This window comes from Empedobacter sp. GD03865 (genome assembly GCF_029840775.1).
GTDB classification, from domain to species: Bacteria; Bacteroidota; Bacteroidia; order Flavobacteriales; family Weeksellaceae; genus Empedobacter; species Empedobacter falsenii_B.
The window spans coordinates 43,300-59,655 of sequence record NZ_JAOCDF010000017.1 but is presented as its reverse complement, the minus strand read 5'-3'; the positions used below and the strand labels follow the sequence as shown (position 1 = coordinate 59,655).

Here is a 16,356-nt window from a genome sequence, read left to right as displayed (position 1 = left end):
GTTTTTTAATGGTTTTGGGACGATAAGAGCTTTATACAATCTTAATTTTATTTACGCCTGCTTTCTGGAAAAATAATTAATGAGACGCTTCTAAAATTACTTTTTGAATGATTTCTTCGGTTTGATCTGGGAAATCTTTCTCAATAATTTTATTCGAATCCACCCAACGTTGCAATTGTTCGACATTCAAATCATACGAATAATCAACGCCTATCATTTTTAAAGCTTCGCAGTTACACAATTGTTCATATTGACCTTTGATCGGAATCACAAAAAGCTTCTTTTTAAGATAAATACTTTCGGCAGGCAATTCGAAACCAGCACCACACAAAACACCTTTGCAATTTTCTAAGGTTTTTGTAAAAAGACGTTCATCAATTGGATAAATTTCAACATTAAATTGACGCGTAACTTCTTTCACAAAAGGTGAAAAAACTTTCCATTTAGAATCTTTTATCAATGATAATTTCTCCATAATTTCAGTTGGATGAAAACTTGGTAAATACACCAAATAATAATCTTTTTGTTTTGGGTGCAATGCTCTAATTTTATCTCGAATTATAGGTAAAAAAATAGCATCATTATATTCTTCGAAATGAAAACCGTAATGCTTAGAAGTTGGTGCGTAATATTTCAAAATCGTTTCACCTGTTTTATTTTTCACCTTTGGCGTTTCATCAAATAAAAGCGAAGCTTGATGACTCAAACCAACAATATTTATCTTTTTCTTTCGTGCTGCATGTGCCGTAATTGGTTCAAAATCATTAATAATCAAATCATATTTTTCAATTGGAAAATGATTCACTTCATTCCAAAAAGATTTAAAACTATTCTCCTTAAAAATTCGTTTATACGAAACTTTCCCAAGCTGATTATAAAACAACGACAAGCCATTGTGATGTTTAAATTGATAATTTTCGAGTTGTAATTGTGAATTAGAACCACTCACAAAAACATTCAAATCTCCATATTCTTCAAGGATTGGTAACATTTTTTGCGCACGAGCCAAATGTCCATTTCCTGTTCCTTGCAAAGCGTATAAAATTTTCATTTATTTTTTATTGAGAATTGAAACAATCAGTTCATCTAACGAATAATTGAACTCGATTTCTTCTAAATTTTGCATCAAAGTATGTTTATGTTCTTCAAAATAAAACACTGACCAATTTCCGTCTACACATTCTAAAGCAGATAAATTCTCAATCCAATCCCCCGAATTCATATAAACACAAATTCCTTTATCCGTTTTTACTTTTCGCAATTGTGGTTGATGAATATGTCCACAAACTACATAATCATATTCATTTTCGATCGCTAATTCGGCAGCAGTTTGTTCAAAATCATTGATATGCTTCACCGCTTTTTTCACTGAATTTTTAATCTTTTGAGATAACGAATAACGTTCTCTTCCAAAAAACTCTAAACATTTATTGATAAAATAATTCAACTGAATTAATTTATCATAACCCCAACCACCTAATTTCGCAATCCATTTCGAATGTTGAATCGATGCATCAAACACATCTCCATGAAAAATCCAAGCGACTTTATCATTTTGTTTCAACATATATTTATCCGTTAAAAGAATATTTCCAAAACGCATTGTGGTAAATTTACGTAACAATTCGTCATGATTTCCTGTTATATAAACGATTGGAATTCCTTGTTCTGAAAGATTTAACAAATAACTAATAATTTGAAGATGCGTTTCTGGGAAATAACTTTTCTTAAAATTCCAAATATCCACAATATCACCATTGAGAATAATTTTTTTTGGATTGATTGACTGTAGATAAGCTAACAGCTCTTGTGCTTTGCAACCAAAAGTTCCTAAATGCACATCCGAAATAACAACAACATCAAGATTACGCTTCATTGATTTTTATTTAAATTTCGAAATCAAATATTACTTAAACGTTTTTTTAATCTTATGAAATCTTTATAAATTTGAGTCTAAATTGTAAAGTTATGAGCGAATTGAAATTCAAAACAAATATAAATTGTGACAGCTGTATCAAATCTGTAAAACCTTTTTTGGACGAAGCTGTAGGTAAAGACAATTGGAAAGTTGATACTTCTGATGAACGAAAAGTACTGACTGTGACAACAACCGAAGATGAAGAAGAAGTTGTAGAAGCTGTGACAGATGCAGGTTTTAAGATTCAGAAATTAGAAGAATAAATAAAAGCGATTCAGTAAACTGAATCGCTTTTTTGTTAGATTAACAATATATTCTTTCTTATTTTTTTACTACTTTTTGAGTAGAAGATTTTCCGTTAGAAGTAGTTTTAACTACATACGTCCCTTTAACTAATGAAGAAACATCTACATTTTGAACACCTTTAACTTCGAAAGATTTTACCAATTGTCCGTTAATATTGTAAACTTCTACAATTGTTTTATCTTTTACATTGAAAGAAGCTGTATTTGTCCATAATGTATTAGAAACTGCTTTAGTAGAAGTTAAATCATATACATTCATATTAACATCCCATAATTGAATGTTATCAATATCCAATGCATAAGCAGCATCTTTACCTACTTTTAAAGCAAAAAAGTCTTTTGTTAAATCAGCAACATTTAAATCTTTTTTATCAGATAAATCCAATGTTACCTTTACCCAATTTCCTTTTGTATCAATAACACCTGTATATTGATTACTTGCAGATGAAGAAATTTTTGAATCTGAAGATAAATCTCCTACATTATATGCGTAATATCCTCCATCACTTTTATATACATTTAATGATAAAGTTTTCCCTGATGTTCCTTTAACCCAAAAAGTAATTTCTTTTGGTTGAGTAGAAACAGTACCTCCTAATAATGATGTAAAAACATAATCATTTGCAGTTGGCGTTGTTGTAATATTTAAAGAATTAGATCCATTAACACCTTTACCAACTCCCTGAACAGCATACGATTTAAGACCGAATTTATTAACTCCTGTAGTAAACTTAGCCCAATCTTCAAAATCAGACCCAGGGATTGCGTTTACTTGAGCAAAAGATAATGTTGATAATGCAGCAACTGCTACTAAAGAATAGAATTTTTTCATATTGTATTTTTTTAATTATTTTTATAAAGATAATTAAAAAACTAAATGAAAACATATCTGTTATAAAATTAACGATTTGGTAAAATAAAAAAGCAGCCAAAAGGCTGCTTCAACTATAAATTTTAATTTTATTTCTTAGATATGAATTGCATGTCCATATGCATCTTCTACCGCTTCCATAATAGCTTCTGCCATTGTCGGGTGAGCGTGTACAGATTTCATAATTTCATGAGCTGTAGTCTCTAATTTACGTGCAACAACTGCCTCAGCAATCATTTCAGTTACTCCATCACCAATCATATGACATCCCAACCATTCACCGTATTTCGCATCAAAAACAACTTTTACGAATCCATCAGCAGCTCCATTTGCAACAGCTTTTCCGTTTGCAGAGAATGGGAATTTACCAACTTTCACTTCGTAACCTGCTTCTTTAGCTTTTGCTTCTGTAAGCCCAACAGACGCAATTTCTGGTGAACAATATGTACAACCTGGAATATTTCCGTAGTCGATTGGTTCTACTTTTTCACCAGCAATATGCTCAACACATAAAATACCTTGTGCAGATGCTAAGTGTGCTAAATCTGCTCCTTTTACAACATCACCAATTGCATAATATCCTTTTACAGATGTTTCACAAAAATCATTGATAACAATTTTACCTCTTTCAGTTGCAATACCAACTTCTTCAAGACCGATATTTTCTGTATTTGGAACAACACCAACAGCAGATAAAACAACTTCAGCTTCGATGATTTCTTCACCTTTAGCAGTTTTAATTGTTGCTTTTACTAAATCTCCAGTTGTATCAACTCCTGTAACTTCTGCATTTGTTAAGATATTGATTCCAGATTTTTTAAGAGATAGTTGTAATTGTTTCGAAATATCTTCATCTTCAACATTTACAATGCGTGGTAAAAACTCTACAATTGTCACTTTTGTTCCTAATGTATTGTAGAAATGAGCAAACTCAACTCCAATCGCTCCAGAACCTACAACAATCATTGATTTTGGTTGTTTTTCCATTGCTAATGCACCACGGTAACCAATTACTTTTTTACCATCTTGTGGTAAAGCTGGTAACTCGCGAGAACGTGCACCTGTTGCAATAATTATATTTTCTGAAGATAATTCACTAACAGAACCATCTGCTGCAGTAACTTTTACTTTTTTTCCTGGTAAAACTTTTGCTTCACCTTGAATTACTTCAATTTTGTTCTTCTTCATTAAGAATTGAACACCTTTACTCATACGATCCGCCACTCCTCTACTACGAGAAACAACATTTCCAAATTCGAATGAAATATCTGAAGGTAAGTTAATTCCAAAATCTTCTGCATGATTTAAGTATTTGAATACTTGAGCAGATTTTAATAAAGCTTTTGTAGGAATACATCCCCAGTTAAGGCAGATTCCACCTAATTCAGCTTTTTCTACGATTGCTACTTTTTTACCTAATTGTGCTGCTCTAATTGCTGCAACGTATCCTCCAGGACCACTTCCAATAACTATAATGTCGTAACTCATTTTTTCCATAATTTGAATGCTAATTTAATAATTATAACCCGAAAAAAAAGGAATTCCTTAAAATAGATTAAAATTTCTTACTTTTGCACTGTGAAAATATTCTTTGAAAATTACGCTGACGACTTACAGGTCGAAACTGAATTACCTTTAGAAGGTAGTTTATCACAAGCTATTGAGATTTTTCATAACCTACCTGATTATGACGGAAGTTATATTGGTTTGATGAATCAAGATGGGAATACTGTTCAGATTTCGAAATATGATCGATTTTTATTTTTAGTAGAAATCCCTGTTTATCAAGAACAAGCTTCATATTCAGTATTATTTACTTATTTTCAAGTAATGCAATTATTAGAAGATTTATACAAAGGATTTGATCCTTATAACATAAAAGGATTGAAATTTGAACAGTATTTAACAAAAGAAGCAACGAAATAATCGTTGCTTTTTTATTTTTATATATTATTTAGATTTTACTGCCAAATATATTTTTCACCTAAACTTAACGTTGATTTCATCACATATTTTCCTTCCTCATTTTTTTCGGTTAATACTAAAATAGGATAATATTCACCTGCGGGAACCAATTTTGTGATATTTGTAGTAAAATTTAGCTTTTCAATTTTAGTAAAAGCAGAAATTGGTGAAACATCTAGATTTAGAAGTTCAAATCCGTCTATTTCTTTAACTCCTGTTATATTTTGGTTTGAAAAATATACCATTAACTTTAAGTCATTTGTAGGTTTATAATCTAAATTCTGTATAGAATTATCAACTCCACCAACTGTAACCATCAACGAATTGAAATCAATTTCTAACTTCCAACCTCCAACTAATTTTAGTTTTTTATTTACATTCGCTATATTCAAAGAACTTTCTACAGGTGTATATATATCTGATAAAGTAGCGTCTATATTCTTTGTAGAAGCTAAAGTATTAGCATCTGTAACTTGAGGTAATTCTACATTCTTTACAACTTTATCAATTAAAATATTATTAGATTCTAAAGAAATTTTATTACTCAAAACTTTATAATTCAAAATAGAACCTGATTCTTTTTCTTTCAATAACAAAATTGGTGTATAATCTCCTTGTGCTAATGTTTGAAGATCTGAAGCTTTAAAAGTAACAATAACGTTATTGAAACTTGTTCCATTTCCTTCTAACTGCCCTAATTGTGCGTTTGTATTGATTTTATTCGGTAAATTATATAAATCTACAGATGTTTTTGATGGAGCAAAATATAAATCAAGAAATAAAGTCTGACTTGTTTTGTTTGAATAATTTGTCAATTTTCCTCCAGATATTTTATAGTTAGATGTATTTCCATCATTCGAAATTTTCCATACTCCTTCAAAAGAATAATCTTTATTAATTGTAGTTGGTAAATTAGTAATGTTTATACTATCTTGTTGAGCAGCAACAAAACTACTCGCCATAACAGTTGTGGTTAAAAATAGTTTAGTAAAAAAATTCATAGGTTATACTTTAAGCTTTCTCACAAAAATAAGAATTAAATTTACAAAAAGTGTTTAAAATCGGATATTTTAAAATTTATATATAAACTATTAATTTTTGATTAATTAATTTTGCGTCGAATTATAGAATTATGACTAAAATATCACCAAAAGATACCGACCAATTTGACGATTTTGTTCACAAGGAAACAACGACATTTGAAGAATTAACTGTTTTCGATCGCAACAATTTGGCACCAATATCTATTGATAATCAATTTGGTTTAATAGATAAAGAAGGAAATGTAATTATTCCTTTTCAATATCAAAAACTTGTGCTCACAACTGTTAATGCCTATAGCGCGCAAAAGGAGAATAAGTGGGGTATTATCACAAAATCTAACCAGATTTTGATTCCGTTCGAATATGATTTAACAAGTGATTTTATTGAAAATATTTGTGCTGTAAAAAAAGATGGAAAATGGGGTTTTATTGATTTATTAAATCAAGTTGTGATCCCATTCGAATATGATGGTTGTACAGATTTTAGAGCTGGTTTAGCTGGAGTTGAAAAAGATGGAAAATGGGGAATGATTGATAAAAACAATCAGTTAATTATAGATTATCAATACGAATATTTAACGCCAGTCGATCAAAATTTTGCCACTTTTGGAGAAGCTACTTCACTAAAAATTGAGCGTCCAGATATATTAGCTTATTTTCCATATTTCTTATCAAAAGAGAATTATTTGATGCATTTTGGTTTAATTTCAACCAAAAACGAACAAATTTTAGGTCCAATTTCTGAATTACCAATTTTAGAAAGTTTCGAGAATCAAGCTGTTATTCGTCAAAATTATCAATTAGGTTACTTAAAAAATGGAAAAGATTTTGTGAAATTTGAACAATTTACAATCGATCCGTACGAAGAAAAAATCTTAATACAATTAGGAGTAATGAAATAAAAAAAGAGCTTTTCTCAAAGCTCTTTTTTTATTATCTATTGTTTTGGTTTATACTGCATATGTTCATGATTTTCGCTCATCAACATTTTTTCCCCAACCACTTCAAAACCTTTTCTTTCGTACAATTTCTTTGCATTTGGGTTTGTAAAATCGACCAATAAACCTAAAGTTTTGCCTTGCTTATTTCCTATTCCATCAATCAAATAATCCAATATTTTAGAACCTATTCCTTTTCCTCTAAAATCTTCAGAAACTGCAATTGTGTCAATATATATTTCACCTGCTTGTGTTTCATCTTGCGGATGAATAATTTGGTTATAATCATTTTTCAATAATTCTAGAACTGGTTTTCGAAGTTCTTCTAATTTTCCTCCATCATAAAAAGTTGTTGTTCCAGCAAATTGATTATCATATTCTACAACAACTGTATTTTGATAACTATATTGATTTTCTTCTTGTTCAATTAATTTTTTCAAGAATAAAACTCCTTCTTCATAATCTGTTTTTCCAATAAAATCATAAACGATTTTATCCATCGCTAACATCATCAATCTTGCAATTGATAACGCATCTGTCTTTGTTGCTTCTCTAAAATTTAACATAAAAAATAGCCTTGAGATTTCTCAAGGCTAAGTTAGCAATAATTATTTTGAAATTATTTCGCTTTTAATTTATCTAACGTATTGTTATATCCTTCTTTTGCTTTTTCTCCAGCTTCTTTCGCTTCTGCTTTCACATCTTTTGCAGCTGCATTGATATCAGCTTTTGCATCTTTTGCAACAGTTTTAATATCTTCTTTTGCTTGATTAGCTTTTGCATCTACTTTATCTACAGTATTATTCACTCCATCTTTTACATCTTGCGCAGCATTATTTACAGCAGCTTTTGCATCAATCCACGCTTTATTAGCATCGTCATAAGCTTTTTGTGCAGCTTCTGTTGCAGCTTTATCACCTTTCGCTTTTGCTTCATCTAAAGCTTTTTTTGCTTCGTCTACTTTCGCTTTTGCATCAGTTTCTGATAATGTAGTTGTTGTAGTTGTCGTTTCTTTGATAACAGCCGTAGAATCATTAGCTAATGAATCTACAGTTACATTAGTTTCAGTTGTTTTTGAAGTTTCTTGTTTACAAGAAGTAGCAAATGATAATGAAGCAACTGCCACTAATACAAATAATTTTTTCATAGTTGTTTATTTAATTGTTTTAATAATAGAATCAATTCTAACAATTTTAATACCAAATTGCGAACGATTATTGAATTAAAATTAAATCTTTTCAGAAAATAAAACAAGATTCTTATAGATAATTATTGATTAGAAGCACTTAGCATACGATCATTTCCAGAAATATCTTTGTGAATGATTACATTTTGATAAAATTTTTGAAATAATTGTTTTGTCTCTTTTCCTAAATATTGATTGATTTCGCAATAAATTTTACCATTCTCTTTCAGATGATTTTTAGCAAAATCTATTACTCGTTCATAAAAAATTAAAGCATCATCATTTTCAACAAAAAGCGCCAAATGAGGTTCAAAATTCAAAACATTTTGATGCATTTCTTTTTTTTCAAGATTTCGGATATAAGGTGGATTTGAAATAATTACATCAAATTTATGGTTTAATTGAATGTCTTCCAGTAAATTATTGTGATAAAAATTTATATTAACTTTTAAATTTTCAGCATTTGATTGTGCTATTTTCAATGCATTTTCAGAAATATCTAATGCTGAAACATTTGCATTTGGAAATAATTTTGCCAACGAAATAGGAATACATCCTGTTCCTGTTCCTAAATCAATCATAGAAATATCTTGATTTTGAGCATAATCATTTCTAATTAATTCAACCAATTCTTCCGTTTCTGGACGAGGAATTAATGTATGTTCATTCACAAAAAAGAAATCGTTATAGAAAAAAGCTTTTCCAGTAATATGTTGTATCGGTTGACCTTTTTTTAATTGTTCTAAATCTGATAAAATTTCAGTCGTTAATTCAATTTCATCTCGGCTAGATAAATCAAGATTCAACTTATCTTCTACATAAATCATGAAAATATGAGAAGCTTCTTCTTTATCATATAGTAATTGCAATTTATCTAAAAACAATTGTTTTAGCTCAACTAAAGTCATTTTGTTAAATTTTTGTAAAGTTAGATTTTATTAATTGAAAGTGCACGATTCTTGATTTCTAAAAAGTAACCAAAAAAGAAATCACAATGAAAATGAATAAATTATTATGTGCTGTTACGATGTTATTTATTAGTCACCTTTCTTTTGCGCAGATAGAAATTGATGGAAATAATAAAAAACTAACGTTAGATTGTAAGGGACAAAAAGTAGAAGTTGGCGGAAGTGGACATGTGATCAATTTGAAAGGAGATTGTACCAAAGTTGAAATCATGGGAACAAATAATACAATATCTGTTAATGGATTAACTTCTGCTGAATTAGCTGGCGAAGGAAATACATTATATTATCGTAAAGCATTATCTAAAAATGGTAAATTACCTCAAATAATTGAGGGAAATAATAATACAATTATCAAAAAGCAGTAAAAATCTTTTCATTTATTATGTCTTTAATAGTTAGAATCTCTTTCTTAATTGTATTATTAAAGAAAGGGATTCTTTATTTCTTAACATTTCCTTATTTTTTTTTCAAATTGGTTCCTAGCTGATTATAAATAAAATGTATTAATTAACTTGTCTAAACAACAAAATATCAATTAACACAAATTATTTATGAAAAAAAATTACTTCCTACTAAGTATGATTTTACTTGGTATAGATTCTTTTGCGCAGGAATACAAAATGCCCGTTTCTAGTGTTACTTCTAAACAAGAGGCACAAAGTGGTAATGAAGCTACTTTTAGCGCAGATGGTATATTAACGACAATGTACCATTCTAAATGGAATCAAAATGGAATCCCAGATCAATTAGATTTTAGTTTCAACAGTCAAGTTAAATCTATAAAATCCCTTGCCTATTTTCCAAGGCAAACAGGTACTAATGGAATTTGGACAAATGTTGAAATTTTATATTCAACTAAAGATGATCCAACAAATTTCAAAACAGCGACTACGAGTGCTATAACATGGGCTGGAGATTCTACATCTAAAAAATTTGATTTTGATAAAGAAATTATCAATCCAGCAGTCATTAGAATAAAAGTGAATGCTGCTCTAGGAAATTTCTCGAGTGCTGCGGAAGTTGAGTTTTACTCGTCTGATCAAATTACTCCAATAGCTTCAGAGTGTGTAATACAAACAAATGAGTTCTCAAACTATAAGGATATGAAAGTTTCTCCATTAGTTGCAGGTTCGTCAGCATCAAGTTTTCAAACAGGAGAAAACATAGAGCAATCATTTGATGGAGATTACAATACGCTTTATCATTCTAACTACAATTCTACTGAAAAAACTTTCCCTATTTCATTAATTTATGCTTTTGATGGAAACACACCATTAGATTATCTGATCTATTATCCAAGAAATGATGGTGGAGTAAATGGTTTATTAGGAAAAGTAAAAGTTAGTTACAATACTATAGCTGATCCTACTTATATTGAAATTTCTACACAAGATTTTGCGCAAACAAATGATGTAAGAAATATATCTTTTCCATCACAGATAAAACCTTCTTCTATCAAATTAGAAATTTTAGATGGCAAAGGAAATTTTGCAAGTGTTGCCGAGATGGAATTTTATCAAAAAAATTCAAACAAGTTTGATCAGAAAAAGTATTCAACAATTTTTAAAGATGATTTATTCTCAGAATTAAATTCAGGCGTAAATCAACAAACAATTAATGGAATTACTACATCTCCTTTTGTTAAATCTTTAGCACAATGCCTATTAGATAATAAATACAAAAAAATAGATCGTGTTAACGAACATAAAGCATATAAAACAATAGCTTCTATCAATAAAGAATACAAAATTGGAAATTACAATGCTTACGAAAATCCAACAGGAATAGTTTTTTCGGAAAAAACAACTAGCGTTATGTTTGTAAGTGGTATTCCTTCTGGTGAAAGTGTATATTTACGTGTTAGAGATTCTGCTAACGAAGCAAATGTAACTGATATCTCTTACCCTTTATCAAATGGAATAAATGCTATTGAAATGAAAAATAATGGATTAGGATATATTTCTTATTATTCTGATTCTAATAATCTACCAAATATAAAATTAAATGTAGTATCAGGTATCGTAAATGGTGTTTATAATACCTACTCTACAACAACTGAAAAATGGAAAGAAATAGTAGAAAATAATGTATATTCTAAAGTAGATATTGTAGGATATTACACACACCTTATTATTGATAAAACTCCTGTAAAATTATATAATGTTAATTCTCCTCAAGCATTAATAGATAAATACGATGCTATCACAAAATCTGAACGAGAATTGATGGGATTCTTCAAATACAATAAAGACTTCAATACAAAACAATTAGTTTACACAGAGAATAAAGGTGGTTGGTTTGCTGGCGGAACTGGAGCACATTTAGATTTAACTTGGGGTGCTGCAAACTCAGCTTCTCCAACAGGATTAGATGTTTGGGGTATAGCTCATGAATTGGGACATGTTAACCAAATTAGACCAGATTTAAAATGGACTGGAACTACAGAAGTTACAAATAATATTTATTCAGTTTGGGCTACTTATAATCTAATAAAACAAAATGGAAGTATTAATTATCTAAGAGTTGAATCGGAAACAGGAGATGCTACTAATTATCCTAAAGTATCAGGAAACAGATATGGTGAATTTATCAAACATACATTAATCGACAAAAAAAGTTTTAATGATATTGATGATGATCCTCATTTCAGAAAATTAGTTCCATTTTGGCAATTAAGTTTGTATTATCAATTAGCTGGAGCTGCTAAAGGTGCACCAACTTTAGCTTTTGATAATGATATGTCAGACGAGTTAAAAAATACTACTGTTTCACCTTCAACTGGTATTGATTACGCACATTGGTTTGCTTATACTGCTGAACAAGCAAGAAATAGAGATTCTTCTAAAATAACAATGGGTCAAAATAATCTAAATTTCGCTAAAGATTTAGCAGATGCTGTACAAGAGGACTTAACTGACTTCTTTACAAATATCGGATTCTTTACTCCTGTTACTAAAGAAATTGATGACTACGGAAAAGTTACTATCATTGTCACGCAAGAAATGATTGATGAAGCAAAATCGTATATCAAATCCAAAAATTATCCAAAACCAGTTTCTCCAGTAATGCATTACTTAAACTCATTTAATGTAAATATTTACAAAGACAAATTAAAACTTTCTGGGAAAACAGGTGAAGGTGCTAGTATTGTAACAAATACGAACGGAACGTTTTTAACTGTTGAAACTGCAAAATGGGCAAATGCTGTTGCTTACGAAACTTACAATGAAGAAGACGAATTAATTTCTGTTTCTGTTTTAGGTACAGGAGATGTTACGTTTAAAAATACATTTGTAGATTTCCCAGTCAATGCTAAAAAAGTATATGCTGTTGGTTTCGATGGCGCTAAAATACTAGTTTATCCAACTAATTTATCTACTAACGAAAGTATCAAATCTACGGATTTTAATATTGTTCCAAATCCAATCAAAAATGACTCAAACATTAAGATTACACTTAACAATTCAAAAGGACAATACAATTTAAGTGTAATTGACATCAATGGAAAAGTCATCACAAATTCGATTGGAAATATAGATGAATTGAATAAAACTATCAATTCAAAATTCAAATCATTACCAAAAGGTATCTATATTGTTACATTGAAAAATGAAACTTCAAATTACACGAAAAAGATTATTAAAGAATAGTTTAACACGTATAATTCATAAACAAAAAACTCCCGCAAATGCGGGAGTTTTTACTACTATATAAAAGATAATTATTTCGCTTTATACTTCGCGATTCCATCTTGTAACCATTTTAGGTAAACTTCTACATCAAGTTCAGCTTCTAAAGGTTTAGAAAAACGATTCAAATCTTTATCAACCAAAATATAATAAGGTTGAGCATTTGCATTGAAATGTTCAATCTCGAAAGAAGTCCATTTGTTACCAACTGTTTTCAAATTACGATCTAACGCTTTCGAAAATACTTTTTGATCTTCTGGTAATTCTTTTGCTTCGTCAACATATAACGAAACTAAAACAACATCTTCAGCCAAAATTTTCTTCACACGCTCATCGCTCCAAACACGTTCTTCAACTTTACGGCAATTTGCACACGCATGCCCTGTGAAATCTAACAACATTGGTTTTCCAACTTTCGTTGCGTAAGCTGCTGCTTGATCAAAATCTTTGAATGCAGGAATTCCATGAGGTCCAGCAACCATATTTGGATCATCAAATTTAGCTGTTGCTTGTCCACCTCCTACACCTTCGTGGAAACCTCGTGGCGCTTCAGAATAGGTCATTGGAGGTGTTAAACCACTTAATAGTTTTAATGGTCCACCCCATAAACCTGGAATCATGTAAATCGCAAATGATATCGAAACCAATGCAAATAACATTCTCGGAACACCAATTGTTTGCACAGGTGAGTCTAATTCTAATCTAAATTTACCTAAAAGATATAATCCTAAGAAGATAAAAATTGCAATCCAAAATGCTAAGAAAATTTCTCTTGGTAACCAATTCATTTGCCAAACTAAATCTGCGTTTGATAAGAACTTCAAGGCAAAAGCTAATTCAATAAATCCTAAAGAAACTTTGATTGTATTTAACCATCCACCAGATTTTGGCATTGAATTTAACCAACCAGGGAACATCGCAAACAATGTAAATGGAATCGCTAATGCTAAAGAGAAGCCAAACATTCCTACGATTAATGAATAATAGTTTCCTCCTTGCGTAGCTTGAACTAATAACGAACCAATAATTGGTCCTGTACAAGAGAATGATACTAATGCTAACGTGAATGCCATAAAGAAGATTCCAATTAATCCGCCTTTATCAGCACCTTTATCAGCTGCATTTACCCATTTACTTGGTAATGTTAATTCAAAAGCACCAAAGAATGAAATTGCAAATACAATAAAAATTGCAAAGAATGCTAAATTCACCCACGGATTTGTTGACATTTCATTTAGGACAGATGGTCCAAAAATAACTGTCGCCAATAAACCTAATGCAACATAAATAACAATGATTGATAAACCATAAATAAAGGCTTTTCCAACTCCTTCTCCTTTCGATTTACTTTGTTTTGTAAACATACTTACTGTCAAAGGGATCATTGGGAAAATACAAGGCATTAATAACGCCGCTAATCCTCCTAAAAATCCTAAAGAAAAGATTTTCAATAAACCATTATCTTTCTTTTCGTTATCTGCTAATAAAGAATCATCAACTTTTTTGATTGTATCTTGTGTAGTCGTAACAACTGCTGTAGAATCATCTTGAACAGAATCTTGCGTAATTTCAGTTACTGCTACTGTATCTTTTGCTTCTGTAGCATCTGCTGGCTTCGCCTCTTCTTTCGTTTCTTCAACTTTTGCAGACGGCGTTAATTTTATTGTTCCGCTTGTTTCATCTGGTGGCAAACAACGTTCGGCATCACACATCTGAAATTCGATTGTGTATGATACATTTACAGGTTTATCACCCGAAACTTTTACTTTTTGAACAAATTTTACTTGATTTTCGTAATATTTTTCATCTTGTTCAAAAATTTGGCTGTATTTATCTATACGTTTTCCAATTTCTCGCGCACCTCCAACTAATTTTGCATTTGCAGCTGGTTTAAATGATGCACTTGCTGGAATTCCAATTCCTCCATCAGGATGTTTCATTGAATAAAGGTGCCAACCTTTATCAATTTTTCCTGTTACCTCGATTTCAAACTCATTCTGTCCAACCTCCTTCACCGAACTCGACCATTTTGCAGGACTAAATAATTGTGCGTTGACTAAAATTGGAAACAAAAAAAGTATCCAAAGTTTCTTTAACATACTGTAATGTTTAAAAAGTTTTTACTTGTTTCTGTCGTTTTGAAACGTTCATCCAAACGATGATTTACCACCCAAATAATCTGATCTTTTTGGTCACAAAGCAACCAAACCTTCTCTTTTTCTAACTTAGAAAGTTTCAAATCTTTCATAAACTTACTCAACAATTTTTTTTGACCTTTCATTCCAATTGGATAAAAGAAATCTCCCTCTTTCACTTTTCTAAGTTTAAGCGGAAATAATATTGATGTAAAGTCTACTATTTCAGTAGCGTTTTCGTGTGGATTTATCGATTTCACGAACTTCAAATTTAACGAATTCATTTCAATTAACTCATCAAAAATCGTTAATTCATCTTCATTTTCTTCTTCTATTTTTTGCAACAACAAATTTTCTCGATTTTTAATTAATCGATAAGTTGCTGATTTTATTTCACTTCCCGTTTCTGCATCCAAAAATTTTAAAATTTCTTTGCTCGACGAAAATCCATATTTTTCGAACAAATAATGTAAAAATGTTTCTAATGGTTGAAGTTTTTTTAATGCTGAAATTTCAATTTCAATCGGATTATCTCCTGAGAATAAATCACTTCTAACTTCTCCAACTTTATTTTGTACAATTTGATAATTATCATTGATATGATTTAAACTTGACAAAAAATTCTCATCAAATTGCGGATGAAGCTCTTTTAGAATTGGTGTAATGTGATGACGAATCTTATTTCTAGTATAATCATCCGTCGCATTCGTATAATCTTCTCGCCAATTTATTTCATTTGATTTTGCATATTCCAACAAATCATTTTTTGTAAAATTTAAAAGTGGACGAAAGATTTTTCCATTATCAATTTGCATTCCAACCAAACCTTTCAAACCTGTTCCACGAGAAAGATTAATCAAAAAAGTTTCAATATTATCATCCAAATGATGAGCTGTCACCAAAACATCCAAACGATTTTGTTGTTGAACTTGCTCAAACCACTCATAACGCAAATTTCGGCAAGCCATTTCTACCGAATAATTTCCTACTTTCTGATAAGCCACAACATCAAAACGAGTCGAATGAAACGGTATATTATATTTTCCACAATATTCTCTCACAAACAATTCATCGCCATTCGCGTCATCTTCACGCAACTGAAAATTACAATGTGCCACCTGAAAATTTGCAGCTGTTTGACGGAATAAATCTAACAAAACCATACTATCAATCCCTCCACTAATCGCCAATAAATAACGATGCGTAGAAAAAGAATGTTGTTCTAAAAGTTCTTTAAACTCTTGTTGTATAGATCTATTTTTCATGAAATACAAATGTTCGAAATTAGGAAGAATTCTCGAAAAAGAGTTATACTTTTTTTCTTCATTCTTATAAAAT

General features: G+C 30.2%; 15 protein-coding genes. 5 read left to right on the top strand and 10 right to left on the bottom strand.

Translation table 11 applies throughout. The annotated features are described in order from the left end of the window. Positions 1-76: 76 nt before the first annotated feature. Together N5D46_RS08045 and N5D46_RS08040 are read right to left on the bottom strand one after the other, a co-directional pair. Complete coding sequence (locus tag N5D46_RS08045; RefSeq protein ID WP_280049692.1) at positions 77-1,051, bottom strand: glycosyltransferase family protein; 975 nt, start codon at positions 1,049-1,051, stop codon at positions 77-79. Then, positions 1,052-1,876 carry a UDP-2,3-diacylglucosamine diphosphatase gene (locus N5D46_RS08040; RefSeq protein WP_038335849.1) on the bottom strand — a complete coding sequence of 275 codons (825 nt, stop codon included), beginning with the start codon at positions 1,874-1,876 and terminating at the stop codon, positions 1,052-1,054. Between the two features lie 92 nt (positions 1,877-1,968). On the opposite strand from N5D46_RS08040, the gene N5D46_RS08035 reads away from it, so the two are divergent. Further along, a complete protein-coding gene (locus N5D46_RS08035; protein ID WP_180906652.1) occupies positions 1,969-2,181 on the top strand; it encodes a hypothetical protein in 213 nt (70 codons plus the stop codon). A 58-nt stretch (positions 2,182-2,239) separates the two neighbouring features. On the opposite strand, the gene N5D46_RS08030 is transcribed toward N5D46_RS08035, so the two are convergent. Both N5D46_RS08030 and lpdA read right to left on the bottom strand, forming a co-directional pair. Next, complete coding sequence (locus N5D46_RS08030) at positions 2,240-3,055, bottom strand: T9SS type A sorting domain-containing protein (RefSeq protein WP_180906651.1); 816 nt, start codon at positions 3,053-3,055, stop codon at positions 2,240-2,242. 135 nt (positions 3,056-3,190) lie between these two features. After that, positions 3,191-4,582, bottom strand: coding sequence for a dihydrolipoyl dehydrogenase (gene lpdA / locus N5D46_RS08025; RefSeq protein ID WP_180906650.1), 1,392 nt, complete (start codon positions 4,580-4,582; stop codon positions 3,191-3,193). A gap of 90 nt (positions 4,583-4,672) precedes the next feature. Between lpdA and N5D46_RS08020 the strand changes: the two genes are divergently transcribed. After that, positions 4,673-5,020 carry a hypothetical protein gene (locus N5D46_RS08020; protein WP_280049691.1) on the top strand — a complete coding sequence of 116 codons (348 nt, stop codon included), beginning with the start codon at positions 4,673-4,675 and terminating at the stop codon, positions 5,018-5,020. A gap of 35 nt (positions 5,021-5,055) precedes the next feature. Here the strand turns inward: N5D46_RS08020 and N5D46_RS08015 are convergent, their stop codons facing one another. Then, on the bottom strand, positions 5,056-6,060 hold the full coding sequence (locus tag N5D46_RS08015; RefSeq protein WP_280049690.1) for a hypothetical protein: 1,005 nt from the start codon (positions 6,058-6,060) through the stop codon (positions 5,056-5,058). Between the two features lie 131 nt (positions 6,061-6,191). Here N5D46_RS08015 and N5D46_RS08010 point away from each other — a divergent pair, with 131 nt between their 5' ends. Continuing rightward, the gene (locus N5D46_RS08010; protein WP_280049689.1) at positions 6,192-7,004 is read left to right on the top strand and encodes a WG repeat-containing protein; all 813 of its coding nucleotides are present in this window, start codon (positions 6,192-6,194) and stop codon (positions 7,002-7,004) included. A gap of 35 nt (positions 7,005-7,039) precedes the next feature. On the opposite strand, the gene N5D46_RS08005 is transcribed toward N5D46_RS08010, so the two are convergent. The 3 genes from N5D46_RS08005 to prmC all read right to left on the bottom strand — a co-directional run bounded on the left by N5D46_RS08005 (position 7,040) and on the right by prmC (position 9,134). After that, positions 7,040-7,606: an N-acetyltransferase gene (locus N5D46_RS08005; protein ID WP_280049688.1), complete on the bottom strand. Its 567-nt coding sequence runs from the start codon at positions 7,604-7,606 to the stop codon at positions 7,040-7,042. Between the two features lie 53 nt (positions 7,607-7,659). Then, positions 7,660-8,187: a hypothetical protein gene (locus N5D46_RS08000; protein ID WP_221857126.1), complete on the bottom strand. Its 528-nt coding sequence runs from the start codon at positions 8,185-8,187 to the stop codon at positions 7,660-7,662. Between the two features lie 122 nt (positions 8,188-8,309). After that, the gene (gene prmC / locus N5D46_RS07995; RefSeq protein WP_125350425.1) at positions 8,310-9,134 is read right to left on the bottom strand and encodes a peptide chain release factor N(5)-glutamine methyltransferase; all 825 of its coding nucleotides are present in this window, start codon (positions 9,132-9,134) and stop codon (positions 8,310-8,312) included. Between the two features lie 92 nt (positions 9,135-9,226). On the opposite strand from prmC, the gene N5D46_RS07990 reads away from it, so the two are divergent. Further along, positions 9,227-9,559: a DUF3060 domain-containing protein gene (locus N5D46_RS07990; RefSeq protein WP_160279610.1), complete on the top strand. Its 333-nt coding sequence runs from the start codon at positions 9,227-9,229 to the stop codon at positions 9,557-9,559. A 186-nt stretch (positions 9,560-9,745) separates the two neighbouring features. After that, on the top strand, positions 9,746-12,844 hold the full coding sequence (locus N5D46_RS07985) for a M60 family metallopeptidase (RefSeq protein ID WP_125350424.1): 3,099 nt from the start codon (positions 9,746-9,748) through the stop codon (positions 12,842-12,844). 71 nt (positions 12,845-12,915) lie between these two features. Here N5D46_RS07985 and N5D46_RS07980 read toward each other — a convergent pair whose 3' ends face one another. Then, a complete protein-coding gene (locus tag N5D46_RS07980; protein WP_280049687.1) occupies positions 12,916-14,982 on the bottom strand; it encodes a cytochrome c biogenesis protein CcdA in 2,067 nt (688 codons plus the stop codon). Beyond that, complete coding sequence (gene tilS, locus N5D46_RS07975) at positions 14,976-16,283, bottom strand: tRNA lysidine(34) synthetase TilS (protein ID WP_280049686.1); 1,308 nt, start codon at positions 16,281-16,283, stop codon at positions 14,976-14,978. The genes N5D46_RS07980 and tilS overlap by 7 nt, the downstream gene beginning before the upstream one ends. Positions 16,284-16,356 lie beyond the last annotated feature (73 nt).

Coding starts and splice junctions, on each gene's coding strand:
- N5D46_RS08045 (WP_280049692.1), bottom strand. CDS start 1,051: ATGAAAATTTTATACGCTTTGCAAGGAACAGGAAATGGACATTTGGCT.
- N5D46_RS08040 (WP_038335849.1), bottom strand. CDS start 1,876: ATGAAGCGTAATCTTGATGTTGTTGTTATTTCGGATGTGCATTTAGGA.
- N5D46_RS08035 (WP_180906652.1), top strand. CDS start 1,969: ATGAGCGAATTGAAATTCAAAACAAATATAAATTGTGACAGCTGTATC.
- N5D46_RS08030 (WP_180906651.1), bottom strand. CDS start 3,055: ATGAAAAAATTCTATTCTTTAGTAGCAGTTGCTGCATTATCAACATTA.
- lpdA (WP_180906650.1), bottom strand. CDS start 4,582: ATGAGTTACGACATTATAGTTATTGGAAGTGGTCCTGGAGGATACGTT.
- N5D46_RS08015 (WP_280049690.1), bottom strand. CDS start 6,060: ATGAATTTTTTTACTAAACTATTTTTAACCACAACTGTTATGGCGAGT.
- N5D46_RS08010 (WP_280049689.1), top strand. CDS start 6,192: ATGACTAAAATATCACCAAAAGATACCGACCAATTTGACGATTTTGTT.
- N5D46_RS08005 (WP_280049688.1), bottom strand. CDS start 7,606: ATGTTAAATTTTAGAGAAGCAACAAAGACAGATGCGTTATCAATTGCA.
- N5D46_RS08000 (WP_221857126.1), bottom strand. CDS start 8,187: ATGAAAAAATTATTTGTATTAGTGGCAGTTGCTTCATTATCATTTGCT.
- prmC (WP_125350425.1), bottom strand. CDS start 9,134: ATGACTTTAGTTGAGCTAAAACAATTGTTTTTAGATAAATTGCAATTA.
- N5D46_RS07990 (WP_160279610.1), top strand. CDS start 9,227: ATGAATAAATTATTATGTGCTGTTACGATGTTATTTATTAGTCACCTT.
- N5D46_RS07985 (WP_125350424.1), top strand. CDS start 9,746: ATGAAAAAAAATTACTTCCTACTAAGTATGATTTTACTTGGTATAGAT.
- N5D46_RS07980 (WP_280049687.1), bottom strand. CDS start 14,982: ATGTTAAAGAAACTTTGGATACTTTTTTTGTTTCCAATTTTAGTCAAC.
- tilS (WP_280049686.1), bottom strand. CDS start 16,283: ATGAAAAATAGATCTATACAACAAGAGTTTAAAGAACTTTTAGAACAA.